Source organism: Ruegeria sp. K11 (genome assembly GCF_056531905.1).
The window spans coordinates 134,127-148,461 of sequence record NZ_JBQFMP010000006.1 but is presented as its reverse complement, the minus strand read 5'-3'; the positions used below and the strand labels follow the sequence as shown (position 1 = coordinate 148,461).

The 14,335-nt window shown below is 56.3% G+C and carries 18 protein-coding genes and 1 other RNA gene; 8 read left to right on the top strand and 11 right to left on the bottom strand.

What is annotated here, in order from left to right; all coding sequences use genetic code 11:
* Positions 1-43 precede the first annotated feature (43 nt).
* The 3 genes from ACR0K4_RS11435 to ACR0K4_RS11425 all read left to right on the top strand — a co-directional run bounded on the left by ACR0K4_RS11435 (position 44) and on the right by ACR0K4_RS11425 (position 3,557).
* Entirely contained in the window at positions 44-1,258 is a 1,215-nt protein-coding gene (locus ACR0K4_RS11435; RefSeq protein ID WP_480854045.1) for a hypothetical protein, read from the top strand.
* Positions 1,255-2,604, top strand: a complete 1,350-nt coding sequence (locus tag ACR0K4_RS11430) for a cytochrome P450 (RefSeq protein ID WP_480854044.1) — start codon at positions 1,255-1,257, stop codon at positions 2,602-2,604. The genes ACR0K4_RS11435 and ACR0K4_RS11430 overlap by 4 nt, the downstream gene beginning before the upstream one ends.
* A gap of 71 nt (positions 2,605-2,675) precedes the next feature.
* Entirely contained in the window at positions 2,676-3,557 is an 882-nt protein-coding gene (locus ACR0K4_RS11425; protein WP_480854043.1) for a fructose bisphosphate aldolase, read from the top strand.
* 8 nt (positions 3,558-3,565) lie between these two features.
* On the opposite strand, the gene ACR0K4_RS11420 is transcribed toward ACR0K4_RS11425, so the two are convergent.
* The 4 genes from ACR0K4_RS11420 to fumC are packed head-to-tail and all read right to left on the bottom strand — an operon-like array spanning position 3,566 to position 6,015.
* Complete coding sequence (locus ACR0K4_RS11420; RefSeq protein WP_480854042.1) at positions 3,566-4,168, bottom strand: DNA-3-methyladenine glycosylase I; 603 nt, start codon at positions 4,166-4,168, stop codon at positions 3,566-3,568.
* 58 nt (positions 4,169-4,226) lie between these two features.
* A complete protein-coding gene (locus ACR0K4_RS11415) occupies positions 4,227-4,448 on the bottom strand; it encodes a ribbon-helix-helix domain-containing protein (RefSeq protein WP_480854041.1) in 222 nt (73 codons plus the stop codon).
* The gene (locus tag ACR0K4_RS11410; RefSeq protein WP_480520273.1) at positions 4,445-4,621 is read right to left on the bottom strand and encodes a DUF4169 family protein; all 177 of its coding nucleotides are present in this window, start codon (positions 4,619-4,621) and stop codon (positions 4,445-4,447) included. The genes ACR0K4_RS11415 and ACR0K4_RS11410 overlap by 4 nt, the downstream gene beginning before the upstream one ends.
* A complete protein-coding gene (gene fumC / locus ACR0K4_RS11405) occupies positions 4,621-6,015 on the bottom strand; it encodes a class II fumarate hydratase (protein WP_480520275.1) in 1,395 nt (464 codons plus the stop codon). The genes ACR0K4_RS11410 and fumC overlap by 1 nt, the downstream gene beginning before the upstream one ends.
* Before the next feature lie 205 nt (positions 6,016-6,220).
* On the opposite strand from fumC, the gene ACR0K4_RS11400 reads away from it, so the two are divergent.
* On the top strand, positions 6,221-6,784 hold the full coding sequence (locus ACR0K4_RS11400) for a hypothetical protein (RefSeq protein WP_480854040.1): 564 nt from the start codon (positions 6,221-6,223) through the stop codon (positions 6,782-6,784).
* A gap of 23 nt (positions 6,785-6,807) precedes the next feature.
* Here ACR0K4_RS11400 and ACR0K4_RS11395 read toward each other — a convergent pair whose 3' ends face one another.
* From ACR0K4_RS11395 to ACR0K4_RS11365, 7 genes are all read right to left on the bottom strand, one after another.
* Entirely contained in the window at positions 6,808-7,269 is a 462-nt protein-coding gene (locus ACR0K4_RS11395; RefSeq protein WP_480520279.1) for an SspB family protein, read from the bottom strand.
* A gap of 76 nt (positions 7,270-7,345) precedes the next feature.
* Positions 7,346-8,599: a chromate efflux transporter gene (gene chrA / locus ACR0K4_RS11390; RefSeq protein ID WP_480854039.1), complete on the bottom strand. Its 1,254-nt coding sequence runs from the start codon at positions 8,597-8,599 to the stop codon at positions 7,346-7,348.
* A complete protein-coding gene (locus tag ACR0K4_RS11385) occupies positions 8,596-8,925 on the bottom strand; it encodes a hypothetical protein (RefSeq protein WP_480854038.1) in 330 nt (109 codons plus the stop codon). The genes chrA and ACR0K4_RS11385 overlap by 4 nt, the downstream gene beginning before the upstream one ends.
* Positions 8,926-9,050: 125 nt before the next feature.
* Positions 9,051-9,482, bottom strand: coding sequence for an ester cyclase (locus ACR0K4_RS11380; protein WP_480520285.1), 432 nt, complete (start codon positions 9,480-9,482; stop codon positions 9,051-9,053).
* Between the two features lie 99 nt (positions 9,483-9,581).
* Positions 9,582-9,929, bottom strand: a transfer-messenger RNA (tmRNA) gene (gene ssrA, locus ACR0K4_RS11375).
* A 36-nt stretch (positions 9,930-9,965) separates the two neighbouring features.
* On the bottom strand, positions 9,966-10,328 hold the full coding sequence (locus ACR0K4_RS11370; protein WP_480520287.1) for a DUF4345 family protein: 363 nt from the start codon (positions 10,326-10,328) through the stop codon (positions 9,966-9,968).
* A gap of 63 nt (positions 10,329-10,391) precedes the next feature.
* Complete coding sequence (locus ACR0K4_RS11365) at positions 10,392-11,123, bottom strand: FadR/GntR family transcriptional regulator (RefSeq protein ID WP_480854037.1); 732 nt, start codon at positions 11,121-11,123, stop codon at positions 10,392-10,394.
* Positions 11,124-11,237: 114 nt separating this feature from the next.
* On the opposite strand from ACR0K4_RS11365, the gene ACR0K4_RS11360 reads away from it, so the two are divergent.
* From ACR0K4_RS11360 to ACR0K4_RS11345, 4 genes are read left to right on the top strand one after another with little or no spacing between them, the layout of a single operon-like run.
* Positions 11,238-12,002 carry a DUF2182 domain-containing protein gene (locus tag ACR0K4_RS11360; RefSeq protein WP_480854192.1) on the top strand — a complete coding sequence of 255 codons (765 nt, stop codon included), beginning with the start codon at positions 11,238-11,240 and terminating at the stop codon, positions 12,000-12,002.
* Positions 12,003-12,006: 4 nt separating this feature from the next.
* Positions 12,007-12,711: a DUF1326 domain-containing protein gene (locus ACR0K4_RS11355; RefSeq protein WP_480520291.1), complete on the top strand. Its 705-nt coding sequence runs from the start codon at positions 12,007-12,009 to the stop codon at positions 12,709-12,711.
* A gap of 26 nt (positions 12,712-12,737) precedes the next feature.
* Positions 12,738-13,217: a DinB family protein gene (locus tag ACR0K4_RS11350; RefSeq protein ID WP_480854036.1), complete on the top strand. Its 480-nt coding sequence runs from the start codon at positions 12,738-12,740 to the stop codon at positions 13,215-13,217.
* Entirely contained in the window at positions 13,218-14,321 is a 1,104-nt protein-coding gene (locus tag ACR0K4_RS11345; protein ID WP_480854035.1) for a dimethylsulfoniopropionate demethylase, read from the top strand.
* Positions 14,322-14,335 lie beyond the last annotated feature (14 nt).

The window sequence follows — 14,335 nt, the reverse complement described above, 5'->3', positions numbered from 1 at the left end:
ATGGTCTTACCTTGTTAAGATTGCTGCGCTACGCTGCGCCGAAATGAGCAGTGTGCGATCCAAACCACAGGTCCGAAAACGCAGGGTTTTCTATATTCCCGGCTATGATCCGATCCATCCGCGTCGGTACCGGGAACTGTATCGCAAAGAAAGCAGTATCCAGGCGGAAATCTCGGGTTATGAAATCGCTGTGTGGGCAAAATCTGGTGACGGCCCTTATGGATGGCATATAACGTCGACGCAGGACGGCACAGAGGTTCAGACGGATATCGAAGTTCTGCTCTGGTCAGATATCGTGCGCAACAGCATGGACCGATCGATCCCGGCTACCTATCTGCAACTGTTGCAAACAGCGTGGATCTACGCGTCCACAGGCACGTTGTGGCGGTTGATGACCTTGCGCAAAGGACCTGTTATCGCAGCGCTTTATCCGGTTGGCATGTTGGTTCTGCAGGTGCTCATTGCCGGGGCTTTGTCTGTTGCGGTTCTCTACGTACTGAAACCTATGCTGTGGTGGACAGCGCTGGCCCCGGCTGTGGTGTTGTTCTGGGCTTTGCTGCGGTGGTTTCGAAAGGTCGACAACAAATTATTCGCCTATTACCTGATGCACGACTATGCGCATTCGGCCCGATTGAAAGGGTCATATTCGCCCGATTTGCAATCCCGGTTGGACGCGTTTACCGATCTGATTGATCAGGCGACCGCGTCGGATGCAGATGAAATTCTGATAGTCGGTCACAGCTCTGGTGCCCATTTGGGGGCAACTGTGATGGCAAATCTCTTAAGGCGACGCAGCACTAGGCACCAGGGACCAACCCTGTCGTTCCTGACGCTCGGTCAGGTGGTGCCGATGATGTCCTTTCTTCCCAATGCCCATAAACTGCGCGCGGATTTGAAATACCTGTCGGAGCACGAGCAGCTGACGTGGATCGACGTTTCCGCCCCGGGCGATGGTTGCACCTTTGCCCTATGTGATCCGGTGGCCGTCAGTGGCGTGGCCGGCCCGGCGAAACGCTGGCCGCTGGTCCTGTCCGCCGCCTTCACGCAAACCCTGTCGCCAGAGACCTGGACCAGCTTGCGGTGGCGGTTTTTCCGCCTGCATTTCCAATATCTCTGCGCGTTTGATAAGCCCGGTGAGTATGACTATTTTCGGATAACTGCGGGCCCGTTGACACTTGGGCAACGCTTCGCCGGTCGCGCACCGTCAAAATCACGCGTAGAAAGATCAGTATCGAAATACACCACGGTGACGGCATGACCCCGCCCAAACCGGAGGCCCGGCCGGACCAGGTGTCTCTGTGGCAATATCTCAGGCTGTTTCGGCGTGACCTGCTTTCGGCGCAACCTCAGCGCCTTTACCGGGCGTGGATGGCCGAGTTTCGGACACCCTTTTTCCGATCCTACATGATCAACCAGCCGGAACTTGTCGAAACCGTTCTCAAATCCCGTCCCAAAGCATTCCCGAAATCCAGCCGGATCAGCGAAGGCTTGCGCCCCCTGCTTGGGAATTCGGTTTTTCTGACGAACGGAGAAGACTGGGAACGCCAGCGCCGTATCATTGACCCGGCTTTCGCCGGAGGTCGGCTAAAGGATACGTTTCCCGCCATGCGCGCGGCGGCTGAGGCCTGCGTGGACCGTCTGCGAAATCATGCTGGCGGCGCAATTGAATGCGAGGAAATCACAAGCCACGCGGCTGCGGACGTGATTTTCCGAACCTTGTTCTCGGTTCCCATCGAGCATGAGGTGGCAGCGCAGGTCTTTGAGAAATTCAGGGATTATCAACGCGAGCAGCCTTTGCTGAACCTCGCCGCATTCCTTCCGATGCCGCGCTGGATGCCCCGGTTTCATTCCCGAAAAACTCGCCAGACCGCGCGCGATATCCGGGGGTTGATTCAGGGCCTGACAGCGGACCGGGCGGCGGCCATTGCCTCGGGGCTGGCACCGGATGATCTGGCGACCAAGATCATGACCACAACCGATCCTGAAACGGGCCGGGGTTTTGACACGCAGGAAATGGTCGATCAGGTCGCCATTTTCTTTCTGGCCGGTCATGAAACCAGTGCTTCGGCTTTGGCGTGGACGCTGTATCTCGTGGCGCTTTATCCGGACTGGCAGGATAAGATTGCTTCCGAGATAGAGGCTATTGGAGAGATTTCGTTCTCGTCTGCGTCGCGCTTGCATATCAGCCGGGATGTATTTCGGGAGGCTCTGCGCCTTTACCCGCCAGTTCCCATGATGGTACGGCAGTCGATTTGCCCCGAGCGGTTCCGTGACAGAGATATCCCCAAAGGATCACAGATCGTGGTCAGCCCCTGGCATTTGCACCGGCATGAACGCCTGTGGGACAACCCGGATGCGTTTGATCCGGCGCGTTGGGCCACCGAAAACGGTCGCACCTGCCAACGCACGGCGTTCATACCCTTCTCGGCCGGATCACGTGTCTGCACCGGTGCGGGCTTTGCAATGATCGAAGGTCCCTTGATTCTGTCGATGCTTTTGCGTCGGTTCAGGTTCGAAACAATCGAGGGCAGAACGCCCGTACCGGTCGCGCACCTGACCGTCCGATCAAAAGACGGCATCTGGTTGCGCGTGGTTGAGCGCTAACACGCTACCATCCGACCACGCCTTGATGTATGCGATTTTCAAAGCGGAATCATATTGAATGGGAATTGGTTATGTCCAAGTCAGAACAGCGTGCGCAAATGTCCAACGGTGCAGGATTCATCGCAGCCTTGGACCAAAGCGGAGGTTCGACCCCCAAAGCGCTGGCCTTGTACGGTGTGGAAGCTTCGGATTACGCATCGGACGCCGAAATGTTCGACGAAATTCAGAAAATGCGCGCCCGGATCATTCTGGCTGACGATTTCACCAAGGATAAGGTAATAGGCGCGATCCTGTTCGAACGCACTTTGGCAGAAGAGATTGACGGCAGAAAGGTTGCCGATTTTTTGTGGTCTGTCAAAGGCATCGTGCCATTTCTTAAGATCGACAAAGGACTTGAGGATCAGGCAGACGGCGTTCAATTGATGAAGCCAATTCCCGGCTTGGCCGAGACCCTTGCGAATGCCGAGGGCGTGTTTGGCACCAAGGAACGCTCGGTTATTCATGAGGCAAACGCCAAAGGGATCGCCGCCGTTGTCGCACAGCAATTCGATGTTGCACGTGAGGTGACCGATGCCGGCATGGTTCCAATTGTCGAGCCCGAGGTGAACATACACTCGGAAACCAAGGTCGAGGCCGAAGATATCCTGAAGGCCGAGCTTCTCAAGAACCTTGATCAACTGTCCGAAGGGCAAGAGGTGATGCTGAAACTGACCCTGCCCAGTCAGGCCAACCTATATGACGACGTGGCCGACCATCCGCGCGTTATCCGGGTTGTGGCGTTGTCGGGCGGGTATTCGACCGCCGAGGCCTGTGAATTGCTGGATCAGAACACCAAAATGATCGCATCATTCTCGCGCGCGTTGACCGAAGGGTTGTCCAAGCAGCAATCCGATGACGTGTTCAACGGTGCGTTGGGCAGCAATATCGACAAGATTTATCGCGCTTCGGTGTAAACCCGGGGTTATTCCGGCTTGGTGAAATCGCGGCGCAGTTGCGCCGCTTTTTCGCGCATCACGCAATCCCTTGCGTGGTCATTGACCAAGCCCATCGCCTGCATGAACGCGTAGACCGTTGTTGGGCCGACGAATTTCCAGCCTCGTTTTTTCAGGTCTTTGGACATCGCGATCGACTCGACCGAAGTTGACACCGTCCGGGGTTCGGGCGGGTGTTCCGGTTCAAAACGCCAGACATATGCGGCAAGAGAGCCTTCGGCCTCAATCAACTCCAACACGCGCTGCGCATTGTTGATCACGGCTTCGATCTTGCCGCTGTGACGCACGATACCTGGATCGTTGAGAAGCCGTTGAATATCAATATCAGAAAACGCCGCCACCTTGTTGAAATCAAAGCCGCAAAACGCCTTTCTGAAGTTTTCGCGCTTGGCTAGAATTGTGCGCCAACTAAGCCCCGACTGAAAGCTCTCAAGACAGAGCTTTTCGAACAACCTCTGATCCTCGGCAACGGGATATCCCCATTCCTTATCGTGGTATTCAAAGAACTCGGGCGCGGCGTTACACCAAAAGCATCTCGGCTGTCCGTCAGGACCGGTCACAGTATCGGTCATATGTACTCTCTTTGTTCCTCCAAAGCTTAACCGCCAGAGTGAACAACGTGCAAGGGGATCAATCCGGGTTTCGGTAACGGTTCAGGATAAAGACCCGAATGGCCGAGGCCAAACCGGTTTCGGGATCGCGCTGTGCGTCAATTTGCGCCGCCAACACATTGATGGGTAATTCTTCTTCTCTGGCGATATCACGGAACGCCGACCAGAACTCATCCTCAAGCGAGACCGAGGTCCGGTGTCCCTGCAAAGTCAATGAGCGTTTGACCGGAGGTCCGCTCATTCATCCAACTCATGATTGTCGAGGTTGCGCTGTTGTTTCTGCTGAAGCCGTCGGTCGATTTCTTTTTCAGATTTGGACAGACCGAACTTAACAGCGTTCTGATCCGCGCGGGCCTTCTTTTCAGCCCGCGCTTTTTCCTTGCGATACCGGTTGAGGTTAATCGGCTTGCCCATCAGTCTTTCGGGCCGATCATCTGATCCGGACGCACAACCGCGTCAAAGGTCTCGGCATCGACAAAGCCCAGCGCAATCGCCTCTTCCTTGAGGGTGGTGCCGTTTTTATGCGCCGTTTTTGCAACCTTTGTCGCGTTGTCATAGCCGATTGTCGGGGCCAGTGCGGTGACCAGCATCAACGATTCTTTCATCAGCTTGTCGATGCGCGGTTCATTCGCCTGAATGCCCAGCAGCATCCGTTCGGTAAAGCTGTCGGCTGCATCGCCCAGCAATTGAATGGATTGCAGCAAATTGTAAGACATCATCGGGTTGTAGACGTTCAGTTGGAAATGGCCCTGTGAACCGGCAAACTTGATCGCCGCATCATTGCCCATCACATGCGCGGCCACCTGAGTCAGCGCCTCGGCTTGTGTGGGGTTGACCTTGCCCGGCATGATGGACGAGCCCGGTTCATTTTCCGGCAACACCAACTCTCCCAGACCGGACCGGGGACCGGACCCGAGAAAGCGGATATCGTTGGCGATCTTGTAGCAGGACCCTGCGACGGTCGCCAGCGCGCCCGACAAGAAGACCATGGCGTCATGCGCGGCCAAAGCCTCGAACTTGTTGGGCGCAGTGACGAAGGGCAGGCCGGTAATCTCGGCCATATTCGCGGCCACGGCGGTGTCCCATCCATTATGCGTGTTCAAACCGGTGCCGACAGCTGTACCGCCTTGTGCCAACTCGTAAATTCCGGGCATGGCGGCCTCGACCCGGGCGATGCCCTGACGAATCTGGTGTGCGTATCCCCCAAATTCCTGCTCGAGCGTCAGCGGGGTCGCATCCTGAGTATGCGTGCGCCCGATCTTGATGATGCCTGCGAATTCCTTTGCCTTCTGCTCAAGACCAGAGGCCAGTTTTTCCAGACCCGGCATCAGAACATCGCGTACGCTCATCGCTGTGGCGATATGCATCGCGGTGGGGAATGTATCGTTCGAAGACTGGCCCATATTGCAGTGATCGTTCGGATGTACCGGGTCCTTTGATCCGATCACGCCGCCCAGAATTTCGATTGCGCGGTTCGCAATGACCTCGTTCGAGTTCATGTTCGACTGCGTGCCCGAACCGGTCTGCCAGACAACCAGAGGGAAATTGTCATCGAACTTGCCATCAATGACTTCCCCTGCGGCCTGAATGACGGCATCCGCAATTTTGGCATCCAGCTTGCCGATCGATTTATTCTCCATCGCGCAGGCTTTCTTGATCACGCCCAGCGCGCGAACAATCGCAACCGGCTGCTTTTCCCAGCCGATGGGAAAGTTCATGATCGAACGCTGGGTCTGCGCGCCCCAGTATTTGTCGGCAGGCACCTCAAGCGGGCCAAAGCTGTCGGATTCGGTGCGGGTCTGGGACATCGGTCACTCCGTCTGGTATGCAATTGCATGCCGTTTACCACAGCAGAGCCGTAGCGCAATCGGCCAGTTGCGCGCACCATAAACCCGGACCTTTCAAAGGTATAGACGGCACGAACCCGCAAATAATGCACGTTAGCGAAAACAGTGCCATTGTACCCGACCGCACTAGGTTTAAGATAGAGATCAGACATCAACGGAGGCTCTGATGCGTGTAAGACTTTTTGATATGCCTTTGCACGCTGCGTACTGCGCCGTTGCAATCACAATTTGGGTTGCCGCCTGGGCCAATCAGGCGCATGCGGCCAGCATCGAGCCCTTCGTCGGGGATTATGTCGGCTCAGCCGAGGTGGTGGACACCGATGGCACCGCCACGCCGCGCGACATGAGCGTGTCGATTCACGAGGTAAAAGGTGGCTTCAACATCAGTTGGACGACGACGACTTACAAGCCGGATGGCCGTGTCAAAGACGAGAAGTACTCGGTCGATTTTCAAGTGTCAGACCGCCCAGACGTCTATTCCGCCGCAATGAGGCGCAATGTTTTCGGTCACGAAGTGCCGCTGGACCCGATGAAGGGGGAACCTTTTGTATGGGGCCGAATCGACGGCGAGACCCTGACAGTATTCTCTCTATTCATCTCGGAAACGGGGGGGTACGAGCTGCAGCAATTCGACCGCACCTTGACCGAAGGTGGCCTGAACCTGTCCTTCTCGCGGTTTCGCGATGGGGTCAAATCGCGCTCGGTTGAGACATTTCTCGAAAAACGCTGAGGCGTTTGTTTACTGAGCGCGACTTACTTGCGGAAACTGTCCAGCGAGACCACGTCTGCGTCATGCTGAGGTTCGTCCTCGGCCTCGACTTCGATCGACTCTTCAGGGAAGTGGTCAGCCTCGTCCTCGTCATCGGGGCTTTCAAATCGCAACCCGAATTCTACTGACGGGTCGACAAATGTCTTGATCGCCAGATAGGGGATGTAAAGCGGCTCGGGCGCGTCGCCGAAATTCAGCGTGATGGCGAAGCCGTCATCGCCGACCTCAAGGTTTTCGAACCAGTGCTGCATGACTATTGTCATTTCGTCCGGGTAACGATCACGCAGCCAATCGGCCAGTTCGACGCCTTCGTACCGGGTGTCGAAAGTAATAAAGAAATGATGTGCCCCGGGCAGGCCCTTTTCCGCCACATCCGTCAGCACAGTCTGAATCAGACTGCGCATCGCCGAGTGCATCAGATTCCCGTAGTCGATGTCTTGCGACATTATCAATCCTCGAAAGTGGTCGCGTTCAGCATAAGGGATTCGGTCGGAAACGAAAGGCTGGTTGAAACAGTATTGATCACAAAAATTGCATCCCGATCCCGGCGAGAACCATGATCGTCAATGTCTTGGCCAGGCCGAAATTGAGCTGAAAAATCAACGCCCCTGCCAGAACTGTTAAAATCAGAGCTGACAGGTCCAATGTCATAACGTCAGGGACCGGAACGGTGACCGGTCCAAAGGTGCGGTTCGATATATTGGCAAACAGGACATTCAATCCGAACCACACCGAAAGGTTGAGAATCACGCCGACGACCGCAGCCGTGATGCCCCGCATCGCCGCGCTCAGGCGCGGTCGCGCCGAGATTTGGTCGAGGAACGGTCCAGCGAGGAAAATCCACAAGAAACACGGTACAAATGTCGCCCAAAGGGCCACAATGCCAGCAGCAATAGCCAGCGGTGTTCCACCCGCAATCTGCCCGCTGAGCATGGCTACGAACTGGGTGACCAGAATCAACGGGCCGGGGGTTGTTTCAGCCAGCCCAAGCGCATCGATCATCTGATCGGTGCTGATCCAGTTGTAAGTCTCGACCACGGTTTGTGTCATATAGGCCAGAACCGCATATGCACCGCCGAATGTGACCACGGCCAAACGCGCAAAGAACCATCCCAAATCGCTCAGCAAGTCGTGCCCCCAAACCTGCAAGGCAACCAGTGGAGCAAGCCACAAAACCAACCAAACCGAGGCCGTGCGCAGAGGGTACGACGGAAACTGAGGGGAAGTGTCTACGGCGCCGACGTTTTCAGCCGTGCAGAAATAGCCCCAAATACCCGCCACAAGGATAATCAGCGGAAAGGGCAAGTTAAGCGCAAAAATTGCAAAGAATGCCAGACCGGCGATCAGACGATGTGACCGTTCGGTCATTGCCTTGCGTGACAGGTTCCGCAAGGCTTGCAAAACGATGATGATCACCGTGGCTTTGACCCCGAGAAATCCGGCCTGCACCAGCGGAAGCGCTCCGAAAAAGGCATAGGCGACGGCCAGAACCGCGATGATCAGCGCACCGGGAAGGATGAATAGGCAACCGGCGATCATACCGCCTCGGACACCACGCAAACGCCAACCCGCATAGGTGGCAAGTTGCATGGCTTCAGGTCCGGGCAGCAACATGCACAGGGATAATGCCCTGAGGAAAGTTTGCTCGTCCAACCAGGAGCGGTGTTCAACGAGTTCCTGATGCATCAGCGAAATCTGAGCGGCAGGACCGCCGAAGGATAACAGGCCGATCCGGCCGAAAACCCGGAACAGTTCGCGTAGCGAGGGCGGGGTCATGCGTGACCTTCCCCGAACCCGTCGCAGTCCCGTCGAAACAATGCATCACAAAGCGACATACCTGCCTTTGGCCGTTGGTGATCGTCGTGGACTCGACAATACCGACGCATAGATACCGCCCCCAAACCAACTGCTTCTGGCAACAGATGGTGCCGATTGTTACGCGCTGCGCGGATGATTTCCGCCATGCAGATCGGCGGATCGAAGATCAGTAAAGGGTCGACCGCAACATCGACATCGGCATCCCTGTCGATCAGAACCGGCGCATGCGGCGATTCGACCAAACGCATGTGTTGTTTCGTGGTAATCGCTTTTGGGGCAGCCACAGCATGTCTCCTTATCAGATCGGATCCATGCGAACTTGAACTGCCGTTTGGTGGGGTGTTCGCAAGCTAACCCCTTGGGGATTTTGCTAACGTGGCAGGGCTGTGCGGTCAAGCTTGCGGCAAGGTCAGGCCCAATCCAGACGTTGCCCGGTCATACATATCGGTAACGTGTCTTGCGGAAACTGACCCAACTGTTCGAACAGAGATACGAAATCGAACTGGTTATATGCCTCGACCATCTTGTCGCCTTGAAAACGGGCCATGACCTGACCCGAGACTTCCAGAGGCGCACCATTGTCAGCACGGAACGTGCGAACATGCAGGATGCCGGAAACCCAATCCCCATGCTCGATCACCTTGGGGAGTTCCACGGTGATCTTGCCAAGAACATGCCGAAACGCCATGACCAGATCGCGAAAGTCATCCGCGCCGACCTGCATTTCCGGGATCAGCCCCTCGGCTAATGTGTCCGGAGCGAAATAGTCGTCAATCGCGTCCGTGTTCCCTTTTTCCCAAACCTCGGAATACCACGCCCGCAGCCTGTCGGAATTCGTCATCTTGGCCCTCCTGTCTTTCGACCTGAAGGTGACCGATAGAAATGAACAAACTCTGAATTTTGCCTGAGCAAGACAACAAAAAGCAGACATAATCGGAAAAATGCAGGTTTCTGTTGCCAGGTACCTGCGAACCCCGCCTTACGCGGCTAGGCGCAAGGGCTTAAGTTTCGGTCTTGTTACTGCTTACGCAGCAACTGCAACCGGAGCACGATTGTCGTTTGCAATTGTACTATTTTCGCCGGTAACGGTGGCAGACAGCCGAGACAAAGCTAACCCCTTTAGACGTTCGTCGATCCTGTTTCGGCCCCGAAATCCCCAAACGAAGGATGGTTGGTGGAGCCGCCGGGTACCGCCCCCGGGTCCGATCCGCTTATTACGAGCGCGTTTATGTCCATAGTCCCGAAGGACCCTTTGTATATAGGTGAGGATCGGCAGGGATGCAAACGCGGAATACACTGAATAAGTTACTGGGTTAACAATATTCTACGTGGCGCGGTTCATGTTAGCGGCAATCAGCCAGATCGCCAGAACCAATTCGATTCCACCAAAAACCATCGCCTTGGCAAAGGGTGGATTATCCAGAATGACCGACAGAAAGCGCCCCGAGGCGGCGCCCAGATAAACCACGCCCAACATCGCATAGGCCATCGGCGCGTTCAGCCACAGCACAGCGATCCCGGTGATGACAAACAAGCCGCCGACCGAGGCGCGCATTTCGCTGAGGCCCATGGTGCTGTCTGTCGGGGCCAGATCCAGTGATGTTGCGGTCCAGGCCGGGGCGAGAAATCCGAACAGGCCAAAGCCGATTGTCAGAAGCGCAGCGATAACGTTCAGGGTCGTGGTCATTCGGTTCTCACTCGGATTGCATTGAACACAGTTAACCCGTTCCAGCCTGTTGAAAAGGGCGCATTATCCACGTTTGCGACGGCTCTCGGCCACATTTTGCGCCAGTTGGCGGGTGTATCCTTCCAATGCCACGAGTTTTTCGTCAACCTTTGCCGCATCCTGCGCGTCCAGCGCGTCAGCGATTTGATTATGCAAGGCGATGATTTCTTCCCGCGACCGTTCGGTAAACGTGATCATGTTCATCAGCGGTTGCATGGCCTCGACCGCGCCTGCCAGCTGATAGGACAGAACCGGATTGCCCGCGCCATCGACCAAAGCCCGGTGAAAAGCCACGTCTGAGGCGCAGAATGCCTCATCCGTCAGGCCCGGCTGGGATTGCCGAAAAATCTCGGCCCGCATTGTGGCCAAATGATCCGCGGTGCGGCGCTGAGCTGACATCGGGGCGCAGGCGCGTTCCAGCGCATAACGCGCCTCGCAGGCGGTATCGAAACTGACCGCATTCATCGACAGCAACAGGGTCGAGGTTGTGATCTGTTGCGAATAGGCGTCTTCGAAACTCAGACGATTGACAAACGCACCCCCGGTTGCACCGCGTTGGGTGCGGATCAACGACTGTGCAGCAAGGCGTTTAAGAGCTTCGCGCACTGTAGGGCGCGACACCTGAAACTGCTCTGACAGCTCAGTTTCCGACGGCAGACGCTCATCCACTATCAGCCGGCCCGAAATGATGGCGTCGCGAATGGCCTGAGCGATCTGGGCCGACAGGTCGGCCGGGTTCTGGGGGTCGATTTTCAAGGCAAGGGCCTGCGGTGTTGATTTTTTATTTGTCTGACATTTAAAAGTCTGACATTTGAATTGCAAGCTCTGAGTCGGGAGGGGCAGGTGAGTCGCACGGTTCTACGCAATGGCATGTGGCTGGGATTTTACGCTGCGATCCTTTGGGCGTGGTGGATGATGTACGCAATGAGCCAGAGCATGGATCTGGACTGGATCGGACGCCCGGGCCCTATGGGGCAGGCCATGGCCGCGATGGATCCGCGCATGGACATGTATATGCCCATGGCAGAATTTGGACCGTTGTTCTGGATGTGGGCGATCATGATGGCAGCAATGATGCTGCCGACACTGGTGCCGACCTTGCGCAGCTATGACGATCTGATCCGCAGCGCCAATGGGTCGCGCGCCGGTTGGATCGGCGTGTTAACCGGGTATTTCATTGTCTGGGTCGGGTTCGCCGCACTGATCACCGGGGTGCAGCTGATGCTGTTGTTTGGCGGCGTTGTAGACATGCTGGGCATTGCGAAATCCACGACCTTTGCCAGCGGTTTGCTAATTGTCGTCGGTGCCTTTCAGTTCTCCCGAGCGAAAGAGGTCTGCCATGGCGTCTGCCATGCTCCGATTACCTATTTTTTAGGTCACTGGAAAACGGGATTCACCGGCGGTCTTCGCATGGGTCTTGGCCTTGGCGCATTTTGTGTCGGCTGCTGCTGGGGATTCATGGCGCTCGGCTTTGTCGGCGGTGTCATGAGCCTGTTGTGGATGGGTTTGGCGACCCTGTTCATGGTGGTCGAAAAGCTGCCCCAGATCGGTCATGTCATCACGCGCCCAATGGGCTTCGTTCTAATTGCAGGCGGCGTTGGCCTGTTCGTCTATCCCTTTATCTACGGAGGTTAACCTTATGGCTAAAAACAGAAAACCAGATGCCGACCGGTTACCGATCAGTCAACGTATCGACAGTCGTATGCCCAACCCCAAGCGGCGCGAGATGAGCCCGACAGATTGGGCCGTCAAGGGTGAGCTGATCCTCAATTGCTCGTGCGATGTGTTTTGCCCATGTGTCGTTTCGCTTGGTGCGCATCCTCCGACCGAGGGGCATTGCCACGCGTGGATGGGGATCATCATCGACGAGGGTCACTTTGAGGGCGAAGACCTGTCGGGTCTAAACGTGGGTCTTCTGGTCGACATCCCAGGCCGTATGGGGGAAGGCCAGTGGAAAGTCGCGGCCTATGTGGACGAGCGCGCCAGCGGTAAGGCCTATAATGGCCTGCTGCAAATCTTCAGCGGACAGGCCGGAGGCACGACGGGGCTGTTTACCATGCTGGTCAGCGACATTATCGGCGCCGAGCGTGCCCCTGTTCAGATCGAACGCGATGGCAACAAGCGCCGGATCGCCATTGGCCGCAAAATTCAGGGCGAGATCGAGATGCTGGCAGGGAAAGACCCCGAGCATCCGGTGATGGTGTCGAACTCGAAATACTGGATGGGGCCGGATATTATCGTTGCGCGGGGTACAAAATCCAAAGTGCGCGATTATGGCCGCGTCTGGGATTTCGGCGGCAAGTCGGCCGAGATCTGCCCGATCGACTGGCACGGACCAAAATGATGATAACCGGGGCATATGTGCAGCAAATGGCCCGCTACAATATCTGGCAAAACAGCCAGTTGAAGGGCTTTCTGTCTGCGTTGCCTGCAGAGGTGCTCACCCGCGATCAGGGAGCCTTTTTTGGCTCGATCATGGGAACGGCGAACCACCTTCTGTGGGGGGATTGGATTTGGATATCCCGTCTTGACAAAGGTGCAGGACCGGGAGGCGGAATACCTGAAAGCACTGGTCTTTGTGCTGATCTGTCCGAATGGTTGCCATTGCGCGACCAGATCGACCAGCGAATTGCCGACTGGGCAAACAGCCTGGGTACCGCGCCTTTGACAGGTGATTTCACGTGGTATTCAGCAGCGAAAGAAGCTGATGTGACAAGGGATTACGCGCAATGCGTAATCCATATGTTCAACCATCAGACCCATCATCGCGGCCAGTTGCATCAAATGCTGACGCAATCAGGCTCGGCCGCGCCGGTCAGTGATCTGGTTTTTCTACCTCAGGAGGTCTAGGTGGCTCAGATTTCCGTATCTCGTCGACTGCGCAGAACACCGTTTTCCGAAGGTGTCGAGGCCGCAGGGGTCAAGGCATACACGGTTTACAACCGGATGCTGCTGCCGACCGTGTTTGAAAGCGTGGTCGATGACTACCGTCACCTGAAGCAACATGTTCAGGTCTGGGACGTCTCGTGCGAGCGGCAGGTCGAACTGCGCGGACCGGATGCGGCGCGGCTGATGCAGATGCTGACTCCGCGCGACTTGCGCGGCATGTTGCCCGGACAGTGCTATTACGTCCCGATTGTCGATGAAACTGGCGGCATGCTGAACGATCCTGTGGCGGTTAAGCTGTCCGAGGATCGGTGGTGGGTTTCGATTGCGGATAGCGATTTGCTTTATTGGGTCAAAGGGTTGGCCAACGGATATCGTCTGGACGTTCTGGTGGATGAACCGGACGTCTCTCCGCTGGCAGTTCAGGGCCCCAAGGCGGATGAGTTGATGTCACGGGTCTTTGGCGACCGCGTGCGGGATATCCGCTTTTTCAAGTTCGACATGTTCCAGTTTGAGGGCCGTGATCTGGCGGTTGCACGCTCGGGCTACTCCAAACAAGGCGGCTTTGAGATTTATGTCGAGGGCAGCGATATCGGCATGCCGCTGTGGAATGCTCTGTTTGCAGCGGGCGAAGACCTGAATGTGCGCGCCGGATGCCCGAACCTGATCGAGCGCATCGAAGGTGGATTGCTGTCCTATGGCAATGACATGACCGACGACAACACGCCGCATGAATGCGGCCTAGGCAAGTTCTGCAACACTCATACGGCCATCGGTTGTATCGGACGGGACGCGTTGTTGCGGGTTGCCAAGGAAGGGCCGGTGCAACAAATTCGTCCGATTTCGATCGAAGGCGATGCAGTCCCGATCTGTGACCGGCCCTGGGTTGTTTTCGTCGATGGCAAGCGCGTGGGGCAGGTTACATCTTCGGCCTGGTCCCCCGATTACGAAACCAACGTGTCTATCGGGATGTTGCGGCTCAGCCATTGGGACCCCGGGACTGCGCTGGAAGTTGAGACACCCGTCGGCATGCGCGACGCGGTTGTGCGGCCTCATTTTTGGATTTGATCAGGCGAAACGCT